Genomic DNA, 23,429 nt, shown 5'->3' with positions numbered 1-23,429 from the left:
CCGCCTGCGCGGGGATGACGAGTAGGAAGATGCGCTCTCAGGCCGGCCCGGTGGAGCCGCGTTCGATGATCTCGAATGGCAGCACCACACGCTCCTGCTCACCGGCAAAGAGCAGTTCCGCGGCGCGCTCGGCCATGGCGCGGATCGGCTGGCGGACGGTGGTGAGGCCAGGCCAAACGAGGCTGGCGAGATCGGTGTCATCGAAGCCGGCGATTGCGATCTGATCGGGCACTTTCGCGCCACGGCGATGCGCGACACTCAAGACGCCGGCTGCCATGTCGTCGCTGCTGGCAAAGATCGCGGTCGGCGGCCGGCGCAGTCCGAGCAATTCTTCCGCCGCTGCCGCACCCGACTGGAAGCTGAACTCGCCCTGCTGAAGCAGGCTGCCGTCGAGCGCGATACCGCACTCGCGCAATGCATCGAGATAGCCCTCCAGCCGCTGCTCGCTAACGCTGAAGCCCTTGTGCCCGATGACGAAGCCGATGCGCTGGTGGCCCATGTCGATCAGCCGCCGCGTCATCATGCGGGCGGCGCCGTGATTGTCGATCGACACCGAAGCGCCGCGATCCAAATCCGCGGCCGGCGAGATGCGGACATAGGGCGTGCCCGCCCGGTCGAGATGATCCAGCACCACCGGCTGATCGGCGATCGGCGGCGTCAATATGGCGCCGTCCAGGTTCATCTGGCGGAAGAAGCTGAGCACATCCTCGCCAAGCTCTTCAGTCTCGGTCTCATAAGCATGGACGATCAGGCGCACGCCCTCGGCGGCGCAGCGGCCGCGCAGGCCGCCGATCAGGCCGTGGAGGTAATAGGGGCCGGGATTGCTGCAGACGAGCGCGATCTGGAACGACTTGCCCCCTGCCAAAGCGCGGGCGGCGTAGCTGGGCTGAAAGCCCAAAGCCGCCATGGCTTCCTCGACGCGGGCGCGGGTGGCGGGACGAACGTAACGCTCATTGTTGATGACGCGGGAGACCGTCTTGATCGACACCCCCGCTCTTTGGCTCACGTCCTTGATATTGGCCCGCATGGCGCCTGTTGTGGGGGAGGGAAGGCGGCTCTGTCCAGCCTTGTCAGAAATGCGAAAGGGGCGGCGAACCTGCTGGTCCGCCGCCCCTCCGCAATCGCTTCAGATGAGGGTCTTAGCTGACCTTCATGTTCGACGACACGTTGTTGAAGGTCGTGCCGACCTTCGTGCCGAGCGACGACATGGCCGTGATGGCGGCGACGGCGATCAGCGCGGCGATCAGGCCGTATTCGATCGCGGTCGCGCCCTTGGAATTCCGAACGATGTTGCGCAGTTTCTGCACGAGATGTCTCCTTGGTCCAGTTCTACCCCGTTGACCCGACTGCCCGTCCCAAGATCAACGACACTGGAATACGAGACAGACGTTGCGGAAACCTAAACAAGGCCTGCACACCGGCCCGTTAACCATATTGGCCGGTAGATCGCTGTCGAACCTGCCTATCCCTGCTGCATCCGGGCGTGGTGGCGGATCACTTCGTCGATGATGAAGCGGAGGAATTTCTCCGAGAATTCGGGATCGAGCTTTGCCTCCGCGGCGAGCCGCCGCAGGCGCTCGATCTGCCGCTCCTCTCGACCCGGATCGGCGGGCGGCAGGCCATGCTCCGCCTTATAGGCCCCGACCGCCTGAGTAATCTTGAAGCGTTCGGCGAGCATGAAGACGAGGGCGGCATCGATATTGTCAATGCTTTCGCGATAGCGCGTCAGGCGGTTGTTATCGTCCAAACTATTCCCCCGCTCCGTTCGGGCTGAGCTTGTCGAAGCCCTCCCTTCTCACTTCCTTTGAGTCAAAAGAAAAGGAGGGCTTCGACAGGCTCAGCCCGAACGGCTTGGAGATAGCCTTGCCTTGGAGGGCGCGTCTCGCCACATGGCGGGCAGCATGAGCGCCACTCTTCACCGCATCGACGGCACGTCCGCTTCGCCCTCGCTCGATCCCATGGTCCGTCTTGTCGCGCACGACATGAATGCGGTGAACAGCGTCATTCTGGAGCGGATGCAGTCGGACATTCCGCTGATCCCGGAGCTCGCCGGTCACCTGATCGCCGGCGGCGGCAAGCGGATGCGGCCGATGCTGACGCTCGCCTGCGCCAAGCTGCTCGACTATCCAGGCACGCGCCACCACAAGCTCGCTGCCGCCGTGGAGTTCATCCACACTGCGACTTTGCTGCACGACGATGTCGTGGACGGATCCGACCTGCGGCGCGGTCGGCGCACCGCCAATATCATCTGGGGAAATCCGGCGAGCGTGCTGGTCGGCGATTTCCTGTTCAGTCGCTCTTTCGAGCTGATGGTCGAAGATGGCAGCCTCAAGGTGCTGCGCATCCTGTCCAACGCCTCGGCCGTGATCGCAGAAGGGGAGGTTAACCAGCTCACCGCGCAGCGCCAGGTGAACACGACCGAGGAACGCTATCTCGACATCATCGGCGCGAAGACCGCGTCCCTGTTCGCAGCCGCCTGCCGCATCGCCGCCGTGGTGGCGGAGCGGCCCGAGGCGGAGGAGCAGGCGCTCGACGCCTATGGCCGCAATCTGGGCATCGCCTTCCAGCTGGTCGATGACGCGATCGATTATGCCTCGGACGCGGCAACGATGGGCAAGGGCGTCGGTGACGACTTCCGCGACGGCAAGGTGACCTTGCCCGTGATCCTCGCTCATGCGCGCGGCTCGGCCGAGGACAAGGCGTTCTGGCGCGACGCGATGATGGGTCACCGGGTCAGCGACGAAGACCTGGCGCACGCGACGCGGCTGCTGCGCGACACTGGCGCGCTGGAGGACACGCTTGCGCACGCCCGCCACTATGGCCAGCGGGCGATCGATGCCTTGGGCGGATTTGGCCCGAGCGCGGCCAAGGCGGCGCTGACCGAAGCGGTCGCCTTCGCCGTCGCGCGGGCTTACTGAAAATAGGGACTGTCCCTATTTTCAGCTCTGCGGTCCTGTGATGACGGAGAAGTACGCGACAAGTTGCGACATTTTCGTGTGACTGCCGACATAGGTTTGCGACGGCTCGCGGCGATATACTGATCCCGACAGCGCGGTTTACCCCTTCCCCGCTGTCCGAACCACGGCAAGGCCACCCCTCCTTGCCGACCCAGGACGACCCAAGTCCGGGCCCCGCTCTCCCACCCCTGAGAGCGGGGCCCTTACTTTTTTGGCCGAACATCGCTCGGGACGAGCGAGATTTGTTGCTAGCGCCGCTGCGCTGCCGTCTTGTCTCGAGTCGCGCGAAATTCGCTATCCGTGCTCCAGTTCGGCCAGGCGCGGCGGTTGGCGAGCTCGGAGCCGAGCGCGTGCAGCAGCTCGAGATCGGCCGTCATCCCGGCCAGATTCCAGTCCGGGCTCCATTCGTCCGCCGGCTGGTGATAGCGGTCGCGCGTATAGGCCTTGCTGAGCTCCTCGCCGCGCGCGACGCCGCCCTCGACCAGGTTATTGCCGCCATCGAAGGAAATGGCCGGCACGCCGCGCTTGGCGAAGGGGAAATGGTCGGAGCGGTAGAAGCCGCCGGCTTCGGGATTCGGATCGGGCGAATAGACCCGGTTGCGGGCGGCCGCGAGCCGCGTCAGATCGTCGAGAAGGCCGAGCTTCGCGCTTCCCGAAATCGTGAAGTTGCGCGTCGGGCCGGCGATCGAACCGCCATCCATGTTGATCACGCCGACGGTCTTCGCCAGCGGATAGAGCGGGTTGGAGGCATAATATTCAGAGCCGAGCAGGCCCTTTTCCTCGGCGCCTACGGCCAGGAACAGGATCGAGCGCTGCGGACGCGGGCCCTTGGCAAAGGTGCGGGCGAGCTCCAGCATCTGGGCGATGCCGGTCGCATTGTCGACGGCGCCATTATAGATGCGGTCGCCACGCGCATCCGGCTGGCCGACGCCCAGATGATCCCAATGGCCCGAATAGACGACAATCTCGTCCGGCCGCTGCGCCCCGGGCAGGATACCGGCGACATTGTGCGAAGTGATCACTTCCGCATCGACGCGGTAATCGGCTGAGAAGCTGGCCTTGAGCGGCACCGGCTTGAAGCCGCGGGTTTGCGCGCGCTTCTTCTCCGCTTCGAAATCGAGGCCAGACGCCTTGAAGATCGCTACGGCCTGGTCGCGCTGGATCCAGGCCTCCACGGGCGTGTGCGACGCCTTGGGGTGCTTGCGGACGATGTCGAACATTGTGTTCGTGTTGGAGTTCTTGACGGTGTTCCAGCCATAGGATGCTGGATCGGTCTCGTGCACGATCAGCACCCCGGCTGCACCGCGCCTGGCTGCCTCCTCATATTTGTAGGTCCAGCGACCATAATAAGTCATCGCCTTGCCGCCGAAATCGCCATTGCCGGTCTCGAAATCGGGATCGTTGACGAGGACGACGAGCATCTTGCCCTTTACGTCCAGGCCCTTGAAATCGTCCCATTTCCGCTCGGGCGCGGTGACGCCATAGCCGACGAAGACGAGCGGCGCGTTGTTGACGTTGACGTGCTTCTGCCCGGTCAGCGGTGCGCGGACCGCGATCTGCTCGCCCTGGGTCATCGGCATCGCCTTGCCGGCGACCGTCAGCACCAGCTTCGGGTCGGCATCGCTGATCGAAGTGCGCAGCAGCGGCACCTTTTGGTACCAGCTGCGCTTGCCACCTTCGACGTCGCCTGCCGGCTGCAACCCGGCGGCTGCCATGCCTTCCGAGATATAGGCGATCGTCTTCTGCTCGCCTGGCGTCGCGGGGCCGCGCCCCTCGAACGCGTCGGAGGAAAGCGTGCGGATGTCCTGCGTCAGCCGATCGGTGCTGAACTGCGGCGCCTGGGCCAGCGCCGCGGTGGAGAGCAGGGCGAGGGCGGCGATCATCTTCTTCATCAAGCAAGAGCCTTAGCTGATTGAGGCGGCCACTCATGCCGCCAGCCGCGGCTCAGTTCAACGCTGCCGCTAAACGGTCGGTGAAAGGGCGCGAAAACAGGATGTTACACCTGCGTTCCTAATCGAAATCAGGAACCAACGCATGGCGAAGCCGTTAATGCTTATGAAGCTTGCTTCCCCCTTCGCGAGCTTCGTGTTCCCGCGTTGGCGCCCCGCTGCACACCCCCCTGGCAGCGAGGCGCATCGCGTTTCAGCCCCCGGCGGTGAAGCTCAGGCCTGCCCGGCTTTCCAGCCGCTTGACCAGCGGATCGCCCATGATCGCGCCGGGCGTCCAGATGCCGCCTTCGCCCTGCACGTCTTCGACCAGGCACAGTGCGCTTTCGGCGATCATCTTCGACGTCGAGCCATAGCCCGGATCTCGGTCGCCCTTGACCGACAGCCTTGCCGTCCGGCCGTCCGGATATTCGGCAACGAACAGGATGTCGTAGAAGCCGCTCTCGCGCTCTTCCTTGCTGGGGCCTTCGCCGGGCTTGGGCCCGCCTTCGCCCATCAGCGGATTGAACTTGGCGATGGCTTCGGCCGCAGCCTTGCCCATCTCACCCAGGCCGGGCGCGACCATCATCTCGTCATAGCGGAAGTCGCGTCCATAAGGGTGGCCGAGCAGCGCATTGGTCCGGTGGACATTCTTGGTGTTGATCGGCGCCATGATGAAAGGCGCGACCCAGGCGTTCACCGCGCTGTCGTAGTGCGGCAGCATCATGTTGGGCTGGTCCGGCCCTTCGAAGCCGGGCGTCAGGCCGAAGGAGCTTCCCAGCACCTTGACCAGCGACGGGTTCTTGGCGAGCGCCGCGAGCGTCGCCTTGAGACTCGCCGCCGTGCCGCCGGAGAAGCCGCCCTGCATGGCCCGCACCCGGCCCTTGATGCGCGGCGCCGGTGCGCCGAACCGCTCGGTGCAGAGCTTCTGCAGCTGCTGGACACCGAGATCGAAGGGGATAGAGTCGAAGCCGCAGGAGAAGACGATGCGTGCGCCGCTCGCCTTGGCGCGGTCCTGATGCGCGTCGATCATCTCGCGCATCCAGCCCGGCTCGCCGCACAGATCGACATAGGCGGTACCGTGCGTGGCGCACGCCGCGACAAGGCCGGTCCCGTAGAGCTGATAGGGTCCAACAGTGGTGATCACGACATCGGCCCGCATGACCATCTCGCCCAGGCTCGCCGGATCGGCGGCGTCGGCGATTATGAGGGGGAGGGTGGCCGGAGCGCCGATCTCCGCCCGGATCTGCTCCAGCTTGGCCTGGGTGCGCCCCGCCATCGCCCAGCGCAGATCGGGGTAGTTGGCAGCAAGATACTCGGCGACCAGCCGTCCGGTGAACCCAGTTGCCCCATAGACGATGATCGAGAATTCGCGCGCCATTCGGCCCTCCCTTGTCGCTCAGGAGAGCAGCATAGCAGCAGGCGGGCGACCCGCCAGCGGGCTTCGGCAGGTGACGATCGGCGGCTGGCGCCCTATCTGCGCTTTCGATGCCGACACTCTCAGACATTCTCGACGATTATGAACTGCTCGATGCCGATGATCGCTACCGGCTGCTGATCGATCTCGGGCGCGACCTCGAGCCTATGCCCGATCCGCTGAAGACCGACGCGACGTTGGTGCGCGGTTGTTCGGCTTCGGTGTGGGTGTATCCGATGAAGCAGGCCGAGCGGCTCCATTTTCTGGCCGATTCGAACGCGGCAATCACCAAGGGCATCATCGCGCTCGTGCTGCAGACGGTGCAGGACAAGACGCCGGCGGAAATCATGGGCACCGACATCGAGGGCGAACTCGCCCCCTTTGACCTGCGCAATCAGCTCAGTTCAAACCGCACCCAGGGTATCCCGAACATGATCGCGCTGATCAGGGCGACCGCAGAAAGGTATACGTGATTTTTTGGCTCGTCGTTGCGAGCGCAGCGAAGCAATCCAGGATCCGGCGCTGCTAGATTGCTTCGTCGCTGACGCTCCTCGCAATGACGAGGGCTGCTAGGCGACCTTACGCTCTTCCGCCCGCTTCAGCACGTCATAGGCCGCCTGGACCTGGCGGAACCGCTCGGCAGCCGCCGCGTCGCCGGGCTTTACGTCCGGGTGGTTGGCCTTGGCCAGGCGGCGATAAGCGGATTTCACATCGTCGAAGCTGGCATCGGACTCCAGCTCCAGCGCGGCGAGCGCGCGCATCTCGTCGCGCGAGCGGGTGCCATCGCCGGGACCGCCCCAGGCGTAATGACCGGACTGGCGGTAGCCGGAGGCGCCGCGCAGGTCATCTGCCTCGCGCTGGGCCGCTTCCTCGGCCGACAGGCCCTCGAAATAGTTCCAGTTCCGGTTGTACTCGGCGGCGTGCGCCTCGCAGAAATACCAACGCTCCGGGCTGTTCGGCGATTTGGGCGCAGGCCGATCGCCTGGCTCGCTGCAGCCTTCGCGGTCGCACAGCCTCACCTGCGTCGCGCCGCGCTCGCCGCCATAGGCGCGCCAGCGGGGAAAACCCCAGTCATTGGAACGAGTCTGCCGCGCCATCGCGCCCGAGATAGTCGCTAAGCCGCCTGAGGCAACCATCCGAACGGCACGACCTTGTTACCGGCATCGTGGCCAATATCGGCCACGCCCAGCAACGGGATGCCGGCCCGCTCGCACCAATAGCGGACCACCGTTTCGGGCGGCGCGCCGAAGTCCGGATCATTCTCCGGCACCTTGCTAATCCGGCCGAGCCGAATGCCTGCCAAGCCTTTCACCGCCGCCACGATCTGCGCCAGGTCGCGGTCGGTGCGGTAGAGATATTCGTCCACTTCCTCGATCATCAGCACATGCCCGGTCAGGTCCGGCAAATGGCGGGCGCCGACGAGATGGGCGAGGATGACGATGTTGAAGGCAACGGCGGGGGAGCCGCCGAGCGATGGCTCCAGCGAGGCCGGAGAGCGGTTGATGAGCCAGTCGAGCGCGCGCGCCACTGCCGCCTCGCCGCCGTCCCGCCTTATGTCCGAAGGCATGGGGCCATGGGCGATGCTGCCGATGCCCCGCGCATAGAGGGCGCCGAGCAGCGTCCCCGCATCCGAATAGCCGAGATAGGTTTTCCGTGCCGCGGCAGGGCCAAGTCCGTTCATCACGGCATCGACGATCCGCGCCGCGCCATAGCCGCCGCGGGCGAACCAGAGCGCGTTGATCGCGGGATCGTTCGCAAACTCGATCGCTGCTTGGGCGCGGGCGGCGTCGGGTCCGGCGAAATGACCGTCGCTGAGGAAGCATTGCGGATGCCAGACCAGTTCCGCCCGCCCTGCCACCAACGCCGACACGCGCTGCACCACGTCCTGATCGATCCGGCAGCTCGGCGCCACGATGCCTATGCGCAAATCCACTCTCCGTTCGCTTCGAGCGAAGTCGAGAAGCGCAAGCTCCGAGCAACGTTTCTCGACTGCGCTCGAAACGGACGGGCTTGGGTGCTTCACGCAACCAGGAAACCCGCTACTAGCCGCCTCATGTCTTCTCACAAATCCTATTTCTTCTGCGGGATCGGCGGCAGCGGGATGCTGCCGCTGGCCTGCATCGTCCGTGCGCAGGGCGCCGAGGTGGCCGGCTCCGACCGTGCGCTGGACCAGGGCCGGACCGCGCCGAAGTTCGAGTTCCTGCGCGCGCAGGGGATCGGCTTGTTCCCGCAGGACGGCAGCGGAGTCGCCTCGTCGGAACAATTGCTGGTAGCGTCGGCAGCCGTTGAAGACACTGTGCCCGACGTGCAAGCGGCGGCGGTGCTCGGCTGCGGCCGGATGAGCCGCGCCGGGCTGCTCGCCGAGCTGTTCAACGCCGCGCCCGAGCGGATCGCTATTGGCGGCACCAGCGGCAAGTCCACCGTGACGGGCATGATCGGCTGGATCCTCCATGCAGTCGGCCGCCACCCCACGGTGATGAATGGCGCGGTGATGAAGAACTTCGTCAGCGAAGACACCCCGTTTGCGAGCGCACTGGTTGGGGAGGGCGAGGTCTTCGTCAGCGAAGTCGACGAAAGCGACGGCTCCATCGCGCTGTTCGACCCGACCATCGCGGTGCTCGGCAATATCAGCCTCGACCACAAGGAAATGGACGAGCTGCGTGCGTTGTTCGAAGATTTCGTCGGCAAGGCACGCACTGCCGTCGTCAACATCGATCACCCGGAAGTCGCGGCGATTGCCGATGAGCTGCACCAGGACCGCCTGCTCACTTTTGCCTTCGACCGCGAAGCGCAGCTGATCGGGCATGAGCTTATCGAAGCGCCGGAAGGCGTGTCGTTCCACGTGACCGAACGGTCGAGCGGCGACCATGCCGAAGTGCAGCTGCAGGTGCCGGGCCGCCACAATGCGGTGAATGCGCTGTCGGCGATTGGTGCGGCCATCGCGGCTGGCGTGCCGCTCAGGGAAGCGGCGGAAGCGATGGCAGGCTTCACCGGCTTGAAGCGCCGGCTGGAGCGCGTCGGTGAGGCGGGCGGCGTCACCGTGTACGACGACTTCGGGCACAATCCCGACAAGATCGCGGCGACCCTCGACGCGCTCCATGCTTTTCCGGGGCGGCTGATCGTCTTCTTCCAGCCGCACGGCTATGGGCCGCTGCGGGTGATGGGCGAGGAACTGGTGCGGACCCTTGCCGACAAGCTGAGCCCTGAGGATCTGCTGATCCTCAGCGATCCGGTCTATTTCGGCGGCACTGTCGATCGCTCGGTCGGCAGCGACACCATCGTGGAAGGCGTCCGCGCCGCCGGCCGCAACGCCGAGCACATCCCGCTTCGCCCCGACATCGCCCGCCGCCTGGTCGAGATCACCCGCCCCGGCGACCGCATCATCGTCATGGGCGCCCGCGACGACACGCTTAGCCAGTTCGCGGAAGAGCTGCTGCCGCTGTTCGGCTGACGGAAGCATGCTTAGACGGCTCATCAACCGGTTCAGGCGCACCCCCGAGGCCCAGAGGCTCGACGCCGAACGGGACCAGGCCGTGATTGTCTGGATCAGAACGGTGCCATCAGAAGAGCGGCTCGCGTGCTTCCTTGCCGACCTACCGCGCCCTGATGCGCGAGCGGTCGAGCAGTCTGCACGACAGCTGCGTCGCGCCTTCGATCAGCTCATCGAGCGAGGACCGCCGAACGTTGCGCTGGACGCGTATCTCGACAGCATCGAACCAAAATTGCGTGCCCGCTTCCCGTGGATGTCAACCGAAGCTTTCGGCTGTCTTTCTTCCTACGCTCATTGGATGAATTGGCACGGCTGAGCCTTGCTGATTACTCGGATGCGCTCGAAGCGGCTCTTCACCAGGTGCGGGTAGAAGGTCGGCCGCATGGGGTAGAACGGTGCGGTGGCGCTTTTGGTACGCAGGCCTTAGATGCCGCCCATGCCGCACAGCGTGTTCGATTTATTCAAGATCGGGGTCGGCCCGTCCTCGTCCCACACGATGGGGCCGATGTCCGCGGCCTGCGCCTTTTCCGAACAGCTCCGCATGGCCGGGCTACTCGTACAGACCGCGCGGGTGCTGGCAGAGCTTTATGGCTCGCTCGCGCTGACGGGAAAGGGCCATGCCAGCGATCGCGCAGTGCTGCTGGGGCTATCTGGCAAGCGTCCGGACGGCATCTGTCCCGACGAGGCAGATCGGATCGTCGGTGAGATTCGCGCCTCCGGCCGCATGCAGCTTGGTGGCGAGGCGGAGATCGGGTTCTCGGAAGAGCGGGACCTGCTTTTTCATCAGCGCGAACGGCTGTCCTTCCATTCCAACGGAATGCGCTTCACCGCCATCGACGTGGCGGACCAGGAGCTGGCGAGCGGGATCTGGTATTCGATAGGCGGCGGCGCGATCGTCGCCGAAAGCGAAGTCTCCGGCAACGCGCCGCCGTCTGGGCTTTATGCCGATGTGCCCTATCCCTTCCATTCCGGCGATCAGCTGCTGGAGCGGGCCGAAGCGGCGGGACTGACGATCGGCGAGCTCACCCTGGCCAACGAACTCGCGCGGATGCCAGAGGCGGAGGTCCGCGCGCGGTTGAAGGCGATCCGCGAGACCATGTCGGCCTGCATCGACCGCGGAATGGGGCAGGGCGGCATCCTGCCGGGCGGGCTTCATGTCCGCCGCCGCGCGCCTGAAATCCACGCCAAGCTGGTCGCGCGGCAGGAGCGCGCTTTGTCCGATCCGCTGACGGTCATCGACTGGGTCAACCTCTGGGCGCTGGCGGTCAATGAGGAAAATGCTGCCGGCGGACGCGTCGTCACAGCGCCGACCAACGGTGCTGCCGGCATCGTGCCCGCCGTGCTGCGCTATTATGAGCGCTTCGTCGCCAATGCGACAGAGGAGGGGGCCGACCGCTTCCTGCTGACGGCCGCCGCGATCGGCTCGCTGTTCAAGGAGAATGCGTCCATTTCGGGCGCGGAGGTCGGATGCCAGGGCGAAGTGGGCGTCGCCTGCTCGATGGCGGCGGCCGGGCTGACCGCGGCGCTGGGCGGCTCCAACGGCCAGATCGAGAATGCCGCGGAGATCGGCATGGAGCATAATCTGGGCCTCACCTGCGATCCCGTCGGCGGCTTGGTCCAGGTGCCCTGCATCGAGCGCAATGCCGTGGGCGCGATCAAGGCGATCGAAGCGTCGCGCCTGGCCCTGCTCGGCGACGGCACCCACCGCGTCAGTCTCGATCAGGTGATCGAGACGATGCGCAAGACCGGGGCCGACATGAGCGCCAAATATAAGGAAACGGCGCTGGGCGGTCTGGCGGTGAACGTCGTCGCCTGCTGACGCGCTGTCGAACGGCTTTCCGGGACTGATCGAGACTTTGCCGCGCGGCGGGCGGCGCTCCGGTGCGTTTGGGCGAGAGAGAACCGTCACTGGAGAAGAAGCATGGCTTTCGAACTGCCGCCCTTGCCCTATGCCACCGATGCGTTCGGCGACATTATCTCTGCCGAGACGTTCGAGTTCCACTGGGGCAAGCACCACCGCACCTATGTCGCCAACACGAACAAACAGGCGCGTGAAGCCGGGCTCCAGGACCGTTCTCTTTCCGAAGTCATCCGCGCCGCCAAGGAGCGCGGCGACAAGGGGCTGTTCAACAACTCCGGCCAACTCTGGAACCACAGCTTTTACTGGCAGTGCCTGAGCCCCGAGCCGCAGCAGCCGACCGGCATGCTCCGGAAGAAGATCGAAGAGGCGTTCGGAACAGTGGAGGCGATGCTGGAGCAGCTGAAGACAGAGGCGGTCGGCCATTTCGCCAGCGGCTGGGGATGGCTGGTGCTCGACCGCGGCGAGCTGAAGATCACGTCGCTGCACGACGGCGATACGCCGGTCGCCTATGACGGCATGACGCCGCTCCTCACCATCGATGTGTGGGAGCATGCCTATTACATCGACTATCGCAACGCCCGCGCCGACTATGTCGACGCGCTGCTGAAACGGGCGATCAACTGGGAGTTCGTCGGGCAAAACCTGGACGGGCGCGGCGTGGAGCGCGCGGATCAGGAGCCGGAGATGGCGGCGGCGGTTTGACACCTTGCGTCATCCCGAACTTGTTTCGGGATAAGGCATGGGCAGCGTGATGCTTGAGGGCACCCTCCCTCCACGAGCAGCTCCACCCTTATCCCGAAACAAGTCCGGGATGACGATCTAGTTAGTCCCCCGGCGGCAGCGGCGCGTCTTTGCCGTCGCTGAGGCCGTGTTTCATCAGCATCGGAATGTTGAGGATCGCGAACAGCATCGTCAGCGGCACCGCGCCCCAGAGCTTGAAGCCGACCCAGAAATCCCAGCTCTGGGTCCGCCACACCGCTTCGTTCAGCAGCGCCATGAAGATAAAAAAGCCGACCCAATTGACCGTCAGTTTGCGCCAGCCGGTGTCGTTCAGGCCGGGATAGGCGGTTTCCAGCAGCATCTTCAGGAGCGGCTTGCCGGCGACCAAGCCATAGCCGAGGATCACCGCAAACATGGTGTAGACGATCGTCGGCTTCATCTTGATGAAGGTGTCATCGCGAAACCAGAGCGTCAGGCCGCCGAAGAACAGCACCAGCGCGCCCGAAATCCACAGCATGGGCGAAATGCGCCCGGCCTTCACCCGGCTGACGATCATCGCAATCGCGGTCGCCACCATGAAGGCGGTGGTCGCCATCATGACCTTCAGCAGCTTCGGCCCGTCCGCCAGCGTGTTGACCAGGAAGAAAACGGCGAGCGGCCCGAAATCCACCGCCATCCTCAAGCCGGGCGAGAGCTCGCGATTTGGCTCAGACTTATCCACGAAAACTCCCAAAACTACGTTCGGCCTGAGCCTGTCGAAGGCCTGTTCTTGTTATCCAGTCCGTAAAGAAAAGCAGGGCTTCGACAAGCTCAGCCCGAACGGATTGGAGGTTCAAGGCCTTAGCTCTCAAGTCCAGCGATCATCCGGGCAACTTCGCGCGCGTCGAAGGGTCGCAGATCGTCCATACCTTCGCCGACGCCGATGGCGTGGATCGGCATGCCGAATTTCTCGGCCGCAGCGACCAGCACGCCGCCTCTGGCGGTGCCGTCGAGCTTGGTCATGACGAGCCCCGAGACGCCTGCCACTTCCTTGAACACCTCGATCTGGCCGAGCGCGTTCTGGCCGGTGGTCGCGTCCAGCACCAGCACGACATCGTGCGGCGCCTCGGGGTTCAAGCGTCCGAGCACCCGCCTGATCTTGGCGAGCTCGTCCATCAGCTCACGCTTGTTCTGGAGCCGGCCGGCCGTGTCGACGATCAGCACGTCGATTCCGGTCGCGGTCGCCTGTTTGACCGCGTCCCAGACGATGCCGGCGGCGTCACCGCCTTCCGGCCCCGCCATGATCGGCACGCCGATCCGCTCCGCCCAGATGCGCAGCTGTTCGATCGCCGCAGCACGGAAGGTGTCGCCGGCGGCAAGCATCACGCCATAATCCTGCTCCAGGAACAGGCGGGCAAGCTTGGCGATGGTCGTGGTCTTGCCCGAGCCGTTGACGCCGATCACCAGGATGACCTGCGGGCGAGGAAAGGCGTCGACTTCGAGCGGCTCGGCGACGGGCGTCAGCACCTTCTCGATCTCCTCGGCGACTATCTCGCGCAGCTCATAGTCGCTCAAGCCCCGCTCGAACCGGCCTTCGGACAGCCGCTCGCGGATGCGAGCCGCCGTCGCCGGGCCGAGGTCGGAGGCGATCAGCGCATCTTCGATCTCGTCCAGCGTCTCGCGATCCAGCGCCGACTTGGTGAACAGGCCCGTCAGATTTTCGGTCAGCCGGTCCGACGTACGTCGGAAGCCGCCGAGCAGTTTGTCGTGCCAACGCGCATCGGTCATGCCGGCACTCCGACGAGCGCTGAGCCCTTGCGGCGAATGATGCTGACCGTCTGCACCGAGCGGGGCGGGAATAAGCTCTCCATTTCGACTTTCGCGAAGTTCTCTGCGTGCCCCATGCGACCGTCCAGCTCGACCAGCACCTGCTGCTGGGTTCCGATCAGCGCGTCGAGCCAGGCAGCCTGCCGTTCCTCGCATGCCTCGCGCAGCCGCTTGGCGCGCGCCTTGACGACCTCGGGTTCCACTTGGGGCATGCGAGCCGCCGGCGTGCCGCGACGCGGCGAATAAGGGAAGATGTGGCCGAAGACGATGTCGCACTCCTCGACGATGGCGAGGCTGTTGGCGAACATGGCTTCAGTCTCGGTGGGGAAGCCCGCGATCAGGTCGGCGCCGATCGCCACCTCGGGCCGCGCGGCCTTGATGCGCTCGACCAGCTTGATGGCGTCGGCGCGGAGGTGCCGCCGCTTCATTCGCTTCAGGATCATGTCGTCGCCCGCCTGCAACGACAGATGCAGATGCGGCATCAGCCGCGGCTCGCCGGCGATCAGCGCGAACAGCCGGTCGTCGATTTCGATCGGGTCGAGGGAGGAGAGGCGGAGGCGGGCGAGGCCAGGCACCCCTTTCAGGATGCGCTCGACCAGCAAGCCCAAGCCATCGCCCGCCAACTCGCCATAACTGGTCAGATCGACGCCGGTGAGCACGGCCTCCTGGCAACCGCTGTCCACCAGCGTCTTGATTTGTTGGATCACACCGCCCGCGGGCAGCGAACGGCTGGGGCCGCGGCCCCGCGGGATGATGCAGAAGGTGCAGCTGTGATCGCACCCATTCTGCACTTCGACAAAGGCACGGGCGTGGGACGGTTCGGGTCCGTTCGTATCGAGCGAAATCGAGATACGCTTCTCGACTTCGCTCGAAGCGAACGGAGAAAAAGAGGCAGGCTCCAGCTTCCCAAGATTGCTCACCACGCCGCTGACCTCGGGCATGTGCGCGAACATGTCCGGCTCGACCTCGACCGCGCAGCCGGTCACGACGATCCGCGCATCCGGCCGCTCGCGCCGCGCCCGCCGGATCGCGCGGCGGGTCTGGCGCACCGCCTCTTCGGTCACGGCGCAGCTGTTGACGACCACCAGATCCTCGTCCGGCAGCATTGCGCGTATCGCCTCGCTTTCGGCGATGTTGAGACGGCAGCCAAGGGTGATGACCTCGCTCACCCGAACGCCTCGAGTTCCGCTTCGCCGGTGAAGACATGGTTGGCGGGCCCGCTCATGCGGATGGTCTCGCCCGGCGCCCAGGCGATGATCAGATCGCCGCCTGGAAGTGAGACGGTGACCGGCGACTGCACCAGCTTGCGCCGGATGGCCGCGACCGCGGTCGCGCACGCGCCCGTGCCGCATGCCTGGGTGAGCCCAGCGCCGCGCTCCCAAACTCGCAGGCGCAGCGATGAGGGACCGGTCACTTGCGCAACATTCACATTCACGCGTTCGGGAAAGACGGGGTCATGCTCGATCTCGGGCCCGAGCTTTGCCAGCGGCACCGCGTCGAGGTCCGGCACGAAAAAGATGATGTGCGGATTGCCGACACTCACCGCCACCCCATGCGCCAGCTCGCCCCACGCCATCGGCAGGTCCGCCGTGTCGGCCGGATAGGCGAGCGGGATCTCGTCCCAGCCGAAGCGCGGCGCTCCCATGTCGATGCTGACCAGGCCTCCCGCCGCTGTGGCGGACACCAGTCCACCCTGTGTTTGAATTCGCTCCGCGCCAGTCAGGCTTGCCACGCAGCGCAGCGCGTTGCCGCATTGCTCGACCTCCGCCCCGTCGGCGTTGAAAATGCGCATGCGGAGATCGGCTTGGTCGCTCGGTTCGAGAAGGATCAGCTGATCGCAGCCGATGCCGCGATGGCGGTCGGCGATCGCCCGGGCCCGCGAGGCGTCCATCGCAATCGCCTGCGCACGTGCGTCAATCACGACGAAGTCGTTCCCGAGGCCGTGCATCTTGTGGAAGGCGAAGCGCATCGCGCGCGACTTAGGGTCGCGCCGGGCCCAAGTCTATGCTTGGCGGCGCAGTTCCCGGATGCGCTCGCCGGCCGGGGCGACGAGGCGCTGCACCGGCAACAGGTTACGCTGGGCAAGCATAGCCCGCACCTGCGCCACGTCCATCGGCTTGCCGAAATGCCAGCCCTGGCCCTGGTAGCAGCCCAGTGTCTTCAGCTGCGCTTCGATCTCCGGAGTCTCGACGCCCTCGGCAGTGACCGGCAGGCCGAGGCTGTCGCTCAGCCGGGTGATGGCGTTCACGATCGCGGCGCTCTCCGCGCTGCTGCCCAGCGTGGTCACGAAGCTGCGGTCGATCTTGACCCGGTCGAAGGGCAGGGCGCGCAGATTGGACAGCGACGAATAGCCGGTGCCGAAATCGTCGAGGGCAAGGCGGACGCCCTGGTTCTTCAGGCTGCCGATCACCGACTGGGCAACGCCCATATTTTCGGCGAGCGCGCGTTCGGTGATCTCGATCTCCAGGCGGTTGGCCGGGAAACCGGTTTCGACCAGCAGCTTGACAATCTTGTGCGCGAACCAGGGGTCGCGCAGCTGCGCCGGCGCGATGTTGACCGACAAGGTCAGGGACGGGTCCCAATTCTTCGCTTCTTCGAGCGCCTGGCGCATCACCGACATCGACAGGTCGGCGATCAGGCCGCATTCCTCGGCGATCGGAATGAAGATGTCCGGCGCGATGATGCCGCGGGTCGGATGCTCCCAGCGGGCAAGCATTTCGAAGCCGTGCAGCTTGCCGGTGGTGAGGTCGATCTGCTGTTCGTAATAGGGCACGAACTGGCCAAGCGGGATGCCGTCGCGAATGCCGTTCTCGATCGCGTTGCGCATGTGGAGCTCGCGCTCCATCGAGCGGTCGAACCAGCATTGCCGGTTGCGGCCGGCATGCTTGGCGGCGAACATCGCAATATCGGCGCGGCGCAGCAGTCGGTCGAGACCGTCATCTTCCGATTCGATGCTCGCCAGGCCAATGGACGCGCCGGTGTGGACGGCTGCGCCGCCCACTTCCAGGCGATGGCCGAGTTCGGCGACCAGCTTCTCGGCCAGCAGATCGGCCTCGCCCGCCGCGTGCTCCGACAAGAGCAGAACCGCAAACTCGTCGGCGCCGAGCCGGCCAGCCAGCGCGCCGTCGGGCAGATTGGCTTCGATCAGCGCCGCCACCATCTGCAGCGTGGTGTCGCCAATCGGATGGCCGTTCACGTCGTTGACCGCCTTGAAGTGATCGAGATCGAGCAGCAGCAGCGCTGCGCCCTTGCCCCGACGGCGCGCCTTGCGCAGCCGCACATCGCCGGTTTCGAAAAAGGCCGCGCGGTTGAGCAGGCCAGTAAGCCCGTCCTGCCGCGAAAGCTTGGCAAGCTTCTGCTCGGCCTGCTGGCGGCGGCCGGCCTCGGAGCGGAACTGGGCATATCGCCGCCAGCTGAATAGCAACAAAGCGACGTTCAGGATCACGGAGACGCTCAGCGCCTGGTTGAGAACGAGCTGCCCGGCCAGGCTTCGCATCGCCAGCGTGAAGGCTGAGCCTGCGGTGCCGACCAGCAACACGGTCGCGGCGAGGGTGACGCCCAGCAGGATCAGGTCTTGCCGCGTTGGTCCGTCGGTCAGGTTCCGCATGGCAAGAAAATGCCAGCGCGTGATGGAGGAAGCGTTAAGCGGCGACCTTACCGGCCGTTAAGCAACCTGTTCCCCGGCGAAAGCCGGGGCCCAGTATCGCAAATGGACCCCGGCCTGCGCCGGGGATCAACTTACGAACCCAGCTTGCGCGGTGGCGTGGCGGGCCCTCGGCGTATGACGAGGTTCCGGATCTCGGTCATGTCTTCCATGGCAAAGCGGACGCCCTCGCGGCCCAGGCCCGAGTCCTTCACGCCGCCATAGGGCATGTTGTCGACACGGTAGCTGGGCACGTCGTTCACGACGACGCCGCCGACGTCGAGATCATCCCAGGCGTCCAGCACCTTGAAGATGTCGCGGGTAAAGATGCCGGCCTGAAGACCAAATTTGCTGTCGTTGACAATCGCCAGCGCCTCGTCCCAAGTCCTGAAACGCTCGAAAAACGCGACGGGGCCGAATGCCTCCTCGCGGTTGAGCTTGGTGTCAGAGCTGACCTCTTCCAAAAGCGTCGCCTCGAGCATGGCGCCCTCGCGCTTCCCGCCGCACAGCAGCTTGGCGCCGCCCGCCACGGCTTCCTGTATCCAGTTGTCCAGGCGCTGCGCCTCCTTCGCGTCGATCATCGGGCCGACGAAGGTGTCGCGGTCGTGCGGATTGCCGGCGATCAGGGTTTTCGTCTTGGCGACCAGCTTGTCCCGAAAGGCTTCGTATACCTCATCATGCACGATGATGCGCTGGACGCCGATGCAGCTCTGGCCGGACTGGTAGAAGGCGCCGAACACGGTGCGCTCGACGGCGTCGTCCAGGTCGGCATCGCGGTCGATCACCACTGCGGCATTGCCGCCTAGTTCAAGCACGACCTTCTTCTTGCCGGCCTTGGCCTTCAGGTCCCAGCCGACGCCTGGAGAGCCGGTGAAGCTCAGCAGCTTCAGCCGCTCGTCCTCGGTGAATAGGTCGGCGCCGTCACGGGCAGCGGGCAGGATGGAGAAGGCGCCCTTGGGCAGGTTGGTCTCGGCGAGCACCTCGCCCATGATGATCGCGCCAAGCGGCGTGCGGCTCGCCGGCTTCATGACGAAGGGGCAGCCGACCGCAATCGCCGGCGCGATCTTGTGCGCGGCCAGGTTCAGCGGGAAGTTGAACGGCGAGATGAAGGAGCAGGGGCCGATCGGCACGCGCTTCCAGATGCCCTGATAGCCCTTCGCGCGAGGGCTGATGTCGAGCGGCTGGACCTCGCCCGTCATTCGCACCGACTCTTCTGCCGCGATGCGGAAGGTGTCGATCAGCCGCCCGACTTCGCCTTCGGAGTCCTTGATCGGCTTTCCCGCCTCGACGCAGAGCGCGTAGGCGAGTTCGTCAAACCGTTCCTTGAAGCGGGCAACGCAGTGCATCAGCACATCCTGGCGCTCGTATGACGCCATCCGCGCCATCCGCTCGGCGGCTTCAACGGCGGCGGCGATGCCGGCCTCGATCTGCTCGGTCCGGGCAAGCGCGACGCGAAAGGCGACTTCACCCGTGAACTTGTTGGTGACCTCCAGGTCCGCATTGCCGGACCAAGCTTCGTTGGCGAGGTAAAGGGGGTAGGTGTCCTTAAGCTTGGTCATGATGCGCCTAGCCTAGAAGAAAAAACAAAAAAGCAGCCACGCCGCCTGCAATCGCGAGAACAATGAGAAACGCGACCCCGCACCCGATTGCACCCCAACGTTTGTGCACTTGCTCGAACACAACGCTGAGACCCTGGGTAACAAGAAAGTCGAACATCTCCTCTCTAGAGCGCCTTCGACAGCTTTTTGATGTCGACGTTCAGGATCTGGTCGTTTTCTGAATAGTCCACCGGGCAATCGATCAGGTGCACGCCGGGCGTGTCGAGGCAGTCCTTCAGCAGCTGCGGCAAATGCTCGGCGCTTTCCACCCGGTGGCCCTTGGCGCCATAGCTCTCGGCATATTTGACGAAGTCCGGATTGCCATAGGTCAGGCCCCAATCCTTGAAGCCCATATTCGCCTGTTTCCAGCGGATCATGCCGTAGCTGTTGTCATTGAGGATCAGCACGGTGATGTTGAGGCCCAGCCGAACAGCGGTTTCCATCTCCTGGCTGTTCATCATGAACCCGCCGTCGCCGCAGATCGCCATCACCTTGCGGTCCGGATAGACCATCGCCGAGGCCATGGCGGACGGCAGGCCGGCGCCCATCGTCGCCAATGCGTTGTCTAGCAGCACCGTATTCTGCTGCCGCGCCGGATAATTGCGGGCGAACCAGATCTTATAGACGCCATTGTCGAGGCAGATGATGCCGTCGGCGGGCATCGCCTCGCGAATCTTGCGCACCAGGTAGGGCGGGAAGATCGGGAAACGCTCGTCGCTGTCCAGCGAAGCGGTGTGCTCCACCTCGGCGGCACGGAAGCGGAGCATGTCGTCGAAGCTCCACTTGCCCGATGGCACGATGTCTTCCTTGATCTGCCAGATGGCGTTGGCGATGTCGCCGAGCACCTCGATCTGCGGGAAATAGACCGGGTCCACTTCTGCCGAGCGGTTGGAGATGTGGATCACCTCCGCGCCGCCGCGCTGCATGAAAAAGGGCGGTTTCTCAATCACGTCGTGGCCGATGTTGACGATCACGTCCGCCGCTTCGATCGCGCGGTGGACATAGTCGCCGGCGGAAAGCGCCGCGCAGCCGACGAATTTCGGGTGCGTCTCGTCGATCACGCCCTTGCCGAGCTGGGTCGTGACGAACGGAATGCCGGTCTTTTCGACCAGCTGCAGCAACATGCGGCCGGTCAGCTTGCGATTGGCGCCTGCGCCGATCACCAGGATCGGAGACTTGGCTTCCTCCAGCTTCTTGACCGCGGCCCGCACGGCCTTCTGCTCGGCAAGCGGTCGGCGCGAGACGCTGGGCTTCAGCGGCGTCATGTCGGTATGCTCGTCCGCCACGTCCTCGGGGAATTCGAGGTGCGTGGCCCCAGGCTTTTCCTCCTCGGCCAGGCGGATCGCCTCGCGGATGCGGCTGGGGATATTGTCGGCGCTGGCGAGCTGGTGGGTGAACTTGGTGATCGGCCGCATCATGTCGACCACGTCCAGGATCTGGAAGCGGCCCTGTTTCGACTTCTTGATCGGCTTCTGGCCGGTCACCATCAGGATCGGCATGCCGCCGAGCTGCGCATAGGCGGCAGCGGTGACGAAGTTGGTAGCACCCGGCCCCAGCGTCGCCATGCAGACGCCCGTCTTGCCGGTGTGACGCCCATAGGTCGCAGCCATGAAGCCCGCGCCCTGTTCGTGGCGGGTCAGGATCAGCTTGATCTTGGTCGAGCGCGACAGGCTGTCCAGCATGTCGAGATTCTCTTCGCCGGGCACGCCGAAGATATATTCGACACCCTCCTCCTCAAGACATTGGATGAAGAGGTCGGAAGCCTTGGTCATGTAATCCCCCCGTCGCGTTACGTGGTGCGCGCGCCCCGCGCGGACGGTCCGGCTTTTCGCCGATTCCCGTGCCGCGGCGCAGGCTTATCGTTTCGGGAGCGGGGTGGCTAGAGGAGGCTGACGCGTCAGAACAGGAAAGCGACGACGATGACGAGCAGGATCAGCGCACCGATGCTCAGCGTGACATTGCGGCCCATAAGGTCCTCCGTTGGTTGCGGAGGTGTAATGCTCGCTAACCCGCCGGGTTCCCCTTACAGACAGGCTTCCAGAAACGCCTGGTCAAAGCCGAATTGCTTGGCCTTTTCCAGCGTATAGGGGCGCAGGCCAGACGAGCGGTATTCGCCGATGATCTTCCCGTCGGCGCTCTCGTCCAGATATTCGAACTTGAATAGCTCCTGCGTCACGATGACTGGCCCTTCCATGCCGATCACTTCGGTGACGTTGGTGACGCGGCGCGAGCCGTCGCGGAGGCGCTTCACCTGCACGATCATATCGACCGAATCGGCGATCTGGCGGCTGATCGCTTCCTTCGGCACCTTGATGTCCGACATCATCACCATGTTCTCCATACGCGCGAGGCATTCGCGCGGGGAGTTGGAGTGAAGCGTGCACATGGAGCCGTCATGGCCCGTGTTCATGGCCGCGAGCATGTCGAAGCACTCGGAGCCGCGGATTTCGCCCAGGATGATGCGGTCAGGGCGCATACGCAGCGCGTTGATGACGAGGTCGCGGATGGTGATCGCGCCCTGGCCCTCGAGATTTGCGGGGCGGGTTTCGAGCGGCAGCCAGTGCGGCTGCTGCAAGCGGAGCTCGGCCGCGTCCTCGATGGTGATGACGCGCTCGCCCGGGTCGATCATCTTCGACAGGGCATTGAGCATCGTCGTCTTGCCCGAGCCGGTGCCGCCCGAAATGACGATGTTGAAGCGGCTGGCGCCCGCAATCTTGAGCGCGGTCGCCATCTTTTCCGACATGGATCCGAACTTCGCCATCATGTCGAGCGTGATCGGCTTGGCGGAAAATTTACGGATCGAGATGGCGGTGCCGCGCAAGGAGAGCGGCGGCACGATCACGTTGACGCGGCTGCCGTCCTTCAGGCGGGCGTCGGCGAGCGGGGTGGTCTGGTCGACGCGGCGGCCGACCTGGTTGACGATCCGCTGGGCAATTTGAAACAGATGCTCTTCGTCGCGGAACTGGATCGGCGCGATCTCAAGCTTGCCCTTGCGCTCGATATAGGTCTGCTGCGGCCCGTTGACCATGATGTCGCTGACATCGGGATCGGCGAGCAGTTCCTCCAAGGGGCCGAGGCCCAGCAGCTCGTCGATCAGCACCTTCTCGAGCGCGAATTGCTCGCGCCGGTTGAGGGTGATCTTCAGCTCGGCCAGCACTTCGCCGATGATCGGCGAAAATTCCTCGGCCAGCTCGTCCTTGCTGAGCGAGGCGGCGGCTTCGGGGTCGACGCGCTCGAGCAGGCGGGGGAGAACCTGCTCCTTGATCTTGTGGACTGAGGACTCGAACCCCTCCACCTTCGACTGGCCAGCTTCGCCGGACGCGGCCTGGCGCTCGGCCAGGCGGGCCATGGCGTCGAGGGGTGGCGCGATCGGCTCTGCGTCAGGATAGGATTCCTGAACTGGCTCGCGCGACAGTTCACGCGGCGCAATCGCGGGCGCCTGCATGGGGCGCGCAACGCCGAACGACGGCCGCGCGCCGCCCGCACCAATTCCGCCACGCTTACCGAACGCACTCATCGGCAAGCGGCATAAGGACCAAACTTTGATAGAGTGCTAACCGCAAGCGGGGAGGGCATCATGATCGTGATTGCGGCGATGCTGGCGGCGGCGCCGGCTATCGAGGAATTTGCCTGGCTGGCCGGCGCCTGGCGCACCGAAGAGCGTGTTGCGGCCGATGGCGTGCTCTGGGCGGAAGAGGTTTGGACAGAGCCCGCCTTCCATTCGATGCTAGGCGTGGGCCGCAGCGTCGGTGGGCTGCGCACGCGCTCGTTCGATTTCATGCGGATCGCGAGGGACGAGCAGGGCGTCGCCTTTTGGGGCTCGCCGAATGGCTCACCGGCAGTGCGTTTTCCGCTCGTGTCGGCAGGCATGAACCGGGTCGAGTTTGCCAATCTTGCTCATGATTACCCGCAGCGCATCGTCTATGAACAGGAGGGGGAGACCCTTACGGCCACCATTTCGATGATGGACGGCAGCAAGCGGGTGCGCTGGGCCTATCGGCGTCGCTGAGGG

The 23,429-nt window shown here is 64.9% G+C and carries 22 protein-coding genes; 7 read left to right on the top strand and 15 right to left on the bottom strand.

Features of this window, described 5'->3' with window-relative positions; genetic code table 11:
- Positions 1-37 precede the first annotated feature (37 nt).
- From VGT77_RS09580 to VGT77_RS09570, 3 genes are all read right to left on the bottom strand, one after another.
- Positions 38-1,006, bottom strand: a complete 969-nt coding sequence (locus VGT77_RS09580) for a LacI family DNA-binding transcriptional regulator (RefSeq protein WP_327461936.1) — start codon at positions 1,004-1,006, stop codon at positions 38-40.
- A gap of 133 nt (positions 1,007-1,139) precedes the next feature.
- Positions 1,140-1,307, bottom strand: coding sequence for a Flp family type IVb pilin (locus tag VGT77_RS09575; protein ID WP_327461934.1), 168 nt, complete (start codon positions 1,305-1,307; stop codon positions 1,140-1,142).
- 155 nt (positions 1,308-1,462) lie between these two features.
- A complete protein-coding gene (locus VGT77_RS09570; RefSeq protein ID WP_327461932.1) occupies positions 1,463-1,747 on the bottom strand; it encodes a chorismate mutase in 285 nt (94 codons plus the stop codon).
- Between the two features lie 154 nt (positions 1,748-1,901).
- Between VGT77_RS09570 and VGT77_RS09565 the strand changes: the two genes are divergently transcribed.
- Positions 1,902-2,918 (top strand): polyprenyl synthetase family protein, encoded by a 1,017-nt coding sequence (locus VGT77_RS09565; protein WP_327461930.1) that lies wholly within the window; start codon positions 1,902-1,904, stop codon positions 2,916-2,918.
- A 287-nt stretch (positions 2,919-3,205) separates the two neighbouring features.
- On the opposite strand, the gene VGT77_RS09560 is transcribed toward VGT77_RS09565, so the two are convergent.
- On the bottom strand, positions 3,206-4,849 hold the full coding sequence (locus tag VGT77_RS09560) for a M28 family metallopeptidase (RefSeq protein ID WP_327461928.1): 1,644 nt from the start codon (positions 4,847-4,849) through the stop codon (positions 3,206-3,208).
- A 250-nt stretch (positions 4,850-5,099) separates the two neighbouring features.
- Complete coding sequence (locus VGT77_RS09555; protein ID WP_327461926.1) at positions 5,100-6,263, bottom strand: saccharopine dehydrogenase family protein; 1,164 nt, start codon at positions 6,261-6,263, stop codon at positions 5,100-5,102.
- 107 nt (positions 6,264-6,370) lie between these two features.
- Here VGT77_RS09555 and VGT77_RS09550 point away from each other — a divergent pair, with 107 nt between their 5' ends.
- Positions 6,371-6,772, top strand: coding sequence for a SufE family protein (locus tag VGT77_RS09550; protein ID WP_327461924.1), 402 nt, complete (start codon positions 6,371-6,373; stop codon positions 6,770-6,772).
- A gap of 96 nt (positions 6,773-6,868) precedes the next feature.
- Here the strand turns inward: VGT77_RS09550 and VGT77_RS09545 are convergent, their stop codons facing one another.
- Together VGT77_RS09545 and VGT77_RS09540 are read right to left on the bottom strand one after the other, a co-directional pair.
- Positions 6,869-7,396 (bottom strand): J domain-containing protein, encoded by a 528-nt coding sequence (locus VGT77_RS09545; RefSeq protein WP_327461922.1) that lies wholly within the window; start codon positions 7,394-7,396, stop codon positions 6,869-6,871.
- 17 nt (positions 7,397-7,413) lie between these two features.
- A complete protein-coding gene (locus VGT77_RS09540; RefSeq protein ID WP_327461920.1) occupies positions 7,414-8,226 on the bottom strand; it encodes an LD-carboxypeptidase in 813 nt (270 codons plus the stop codon).
- 126 nt (positions 8,227-8,352) lie between these two features.
- On the opposite strand from VGT77_RS09540, the gene VGT77_RS09535 reads away from it, so the two are divergent.
- The 4 genes from VGT77_RS09535 to VGT77_RS09520 all read left to right on the top strand — a co-directional run bounded on the left by VGT77_RS09535 (position 8,353) and on the right by VGT77_RS09520 (position 12,352).
- Positions 8,353-9,750 (top strand): glutamate ligase domain-containing protein, encoded by a 1,398-nt coding sequence (locus VGT77_RS09535; protein WP_327461918.1) that lies wholly within the window; start codon positions 8,353-8,355, stop codon positions 9,748-9,750.
- An 82-nt stretch (positions 9,751-9,832) separates the two neighbouring features.
- Complete coding sequence (locus VGT77_RS09530; RefSeq protein ID WP_327461916.1) at positions 9,833-10,105, top strand: hypothetical protein; 273 nt, start codon at positions 9,833-9,835, stop codon at positions 10,103-10,105.
- A 180-nt stretch (positions 10,106-10,285) separates the two neighbouring features.
- A complete protein-coding gene (locus VGT77_RS09525) occupies positions 10,286-11,608 on the top strand; it encodes an L-serine ammonia-lyase (RefSeq protein WP_327462138.1) in 1,323 nt (440 codons plus the stop codon).
- A 102-nt stretch (positions 11,609-11,710) separates the two neighbouring features.
- Entirely contained in the window at positions 11,711-12,352 is a 642-nt protein-coding gene (locus VGT77_RS09520) for a superoxide dismutase (RefSeq protein WP_327461914.1), read from the top strand.
- Positions 12,353-12,473: 121 nt separating this feature from the next.
- Here VGT77_RS09520 and VGT77_RS09515 read toward each other — a convergent pair whose 3' ends face one another.
- From VGT77_RS09515 to VGT77_RS09480, 8 genes are all read right to left on the bottom strand, one after another.
- Positions 12,474-13,091, bottom strand: coding sequence for a septation protein A (locus VGT77_RS09515; RefSeq protein WP_327461912.1), 618 nt, complete (start codon positions 13,089-13,091; stop codon positions 12,474-12,476).
- A 119-nt stretch (positions 13,092-13,210) separates the two neighbouring features.
- Positions 13,211-14,137, bottom strand: a complete 927-nt coding sequence (ftsY, locus tag VGT77_RS09510; RefSeq protein WP_327461910.1) for a signal recognition particle-docking protein FtsY — start codon at positions 14,135-14,137, stop codon at positions 13,211-13,213.
- On the bottom strand, positions 14,134-15,345 hold the full coding sequence (gene mtaB / locus VGT77_RS09505; protein WP_327461908.1) for a tRNA (N(6)-L-threonylcarbamoyladenosine(37)-C(2))-methylthiotransferase MtaB: 1,212 nt from the start codon (positions 15,343-15,345) through the stop codon (positions 14,134-14,136). Before mtaB ends, ftsY begins: the two co-directional genes overlap by 4 nt.
- A complete protein-coding gene (dapF, locus tag VGT77_RS09500) occupies positions 15,342-16,145 on the bottom strand; it encodes a diaminopimelate epimerase (RefSeq protein ID WP_327461906.1) in 804 nt (267 codons plus the stop codon). The genes mtaB and dapF overlap by 4 nt, the downstream gene beginning before the upstream one ends.
- Before the next feature lie 33 nt (positions 16,146-16,178).
- Positions 16,179-17,783 carry a putative bifunctional diguanylate cyclase/phosphodiesterase gene (locus VGT77_RS09495; protein ID WP_327461904.1) on the bottom strand — a complete coding sequence of 535 codons (1,605 nt, stop codon included), beginning with the start codon at positions 17,781-17,783 and terminating at the stop codon, positions 16,179-16,181.
- A 131-nt stretch (positions 17,784-17,914) separates the two neighbouring features.
- A complete protein-coding gene (locus VGT77_RS09490; RefSeq protein WP_327461902.1) occupies positions 17,915-19,378 on the bottom strand; it encodes an aldehyde dehydrogenase family protein in 1,464 nt (487 codons plus the stop codon).
- Positions 19,379-19,542: 164 nt separating this feature from the next.
- Entirely contained in the window at positions 19,543-21,189 is a 1,647-nt protein-coding gene (locus VGT77_RS09485; RefSeq protein ID WP_327461900.1) for an acetolactate synthase large subunit, read from the bottom strand.
- Between the two features lie 251 nt (positions 21,190-21,440).
- On the bottom strand, positions 21,441-22,934 hold the full coding sequence (locus tag VGT77_RS09480; RefSeq protein ID WP_327461898.1) for a CpaF family protein: 1,494 nt from the start codon (positions 22,932-22,934) through the stop codon (positions 21,441-21,443).
- A 60-nt stretch (positions 22,935-22,994) separates the two neighbouring features.
- Between VGT77_RS09480 and VGT77_RS09475 the strand changes: the two genes are divergently transcribed.
- Complete coding sequence (locus tag VGT77_RS09475) at positions 22,995-23,426, top strand: DUF6265 family protein (RefSeq protein WP_327461896.1); 432 nt, start codon at positions 22,995-22,997, stop codon at positions 23,424-23,426.
- Positions 23,427-23,429: the final 3 nt, after the last annotated feature.

Origin of the sequence: Sphingomonas sp. (assembly GCF_035944535.1) — a bacterium.
Classification (GTDB): Bacteria; Pseudomonadota; Alphaproteobacteria; order Sphingomonadales; family Sphingomonadaceae; genus Sphingomonas_B.
This window is presented reverse-complemented; position numbering and strand designations above follow the sequence as displayed.

What these genes read in the sequence shown, in the direction of transcription:
- VGT77_RS09525 (WP_327462138.1), top strand. Translation starts at nt 10,286, where the DNA reads ATGGGGCCGATGTCCGCGGCCTGCGCCTTTTCCGAACAGCTCCGCATG.
- VGT77_RS09520 (WP_327461914.1), top strand. Translation starts at nt 11,711, where the DNA reads ATGGCTTTCGAACTGCCGCCCTTGCCCTATGCCACCGATGCGTTCGGC.
- VGT77_RS09545 (WP_327461922.1), bottom strand. Translation starts at nt 7,396, where the DNA reads ATGGCGCGGCAGACTCGTTCCAATGACTGGGGTTTTCCCCGCTGGCGC.
- VGT77_RS09560 (WP_327461928.1), bottom strand. Translation starts at nt 4,849, where the DNA reads ATGAAGAAGATGATCGCCGCCCTCGCCCTGCTCTCCACCGCGGCGCTG.
- VGT77_RS09490 (WP_327461902.1), bottom strand. Translation starts at nt 19,378, where the DNA reads ATGACCAAGCTTAAGGACACCTACCCCCTTTACCTCGCCAACGAAGCT.
- VGT77_RS09495 (WP_327461904.1), bottom strand. Translation starts at nt 17,783, where the DNA reads ATGCGGAACCTGACCGACGGACCAACGCGGCAAGACCTGATCCTGCTG.
- VGT77_RS09535 (WP_327461918.1), top strand. Translation starts at nt 8,353, where the DNA reads ATGTCTTCTCACAAATCCTATTTCTTCTGCGGGATCGGCGGCAGCGGG.
- VGT77_RS09555 (WP_327461926.1), bottom strand. Translation starts at nt 6,263, where the DNA reads ATGGCGCGCGAATTCTCGATCATCGTCTATGGGGCAACTGGGTTCACC.
- VGT77_RS09480 (WP_327461898.1), bottom strand. Translation starts at nt 22,934, where the DNA reads ATGAGTGCGTTCGGTAAGCGTGGCGGAATTGGTGCGGGCGGCGCGCGG.
- dapF (WP_327461906.1), bottom strand. Translation starts at nt 16,145, where the DNA reads ATGCGCTTCGCCTTCCACAAGATGCACGGCCTCGGGAACGACTTCGTC.
- VGT77_RS09485 (WP_327461900.1), bottom strand. Translation starts at nt 21,189, where the DNA reads ATGACCAAGGCTTCCGACCTCTTCATCCAATGTCTTGAGGAGGAGGGT.
- ftsY (WP_327461910.1), bottom strand. Translation starts at nt 14,137, where the DNA reads ATGACCGATGCGCGTTGGCACGACAAACTGCTCGGCGGCTTCCGACGT.
- VGT77_RS09565 (WP_327461930.1), top strand. Translation starts at nt 1,902, where the DNA reads ATGAGCGCCACTCTTCACCGCATCGACGGCACGTCCGCTTCGCCCTCG.
- VGT77_RS09475 (WP_327461896.1), top strand. Translation starts at nt 22,995, where the DNA reads ATGATCGTGATTGCGGCGATGCTGGCGGCGGCGCCGGCTATCGAGGAA.
- VGT77_RS09550 (WP_327461924.1), top strand. Translation starts at nt 6,371, where the DNA reads ATGCCGACACTCTCAGACATTCTCGACGATTATGAACTGCTCGATGCC.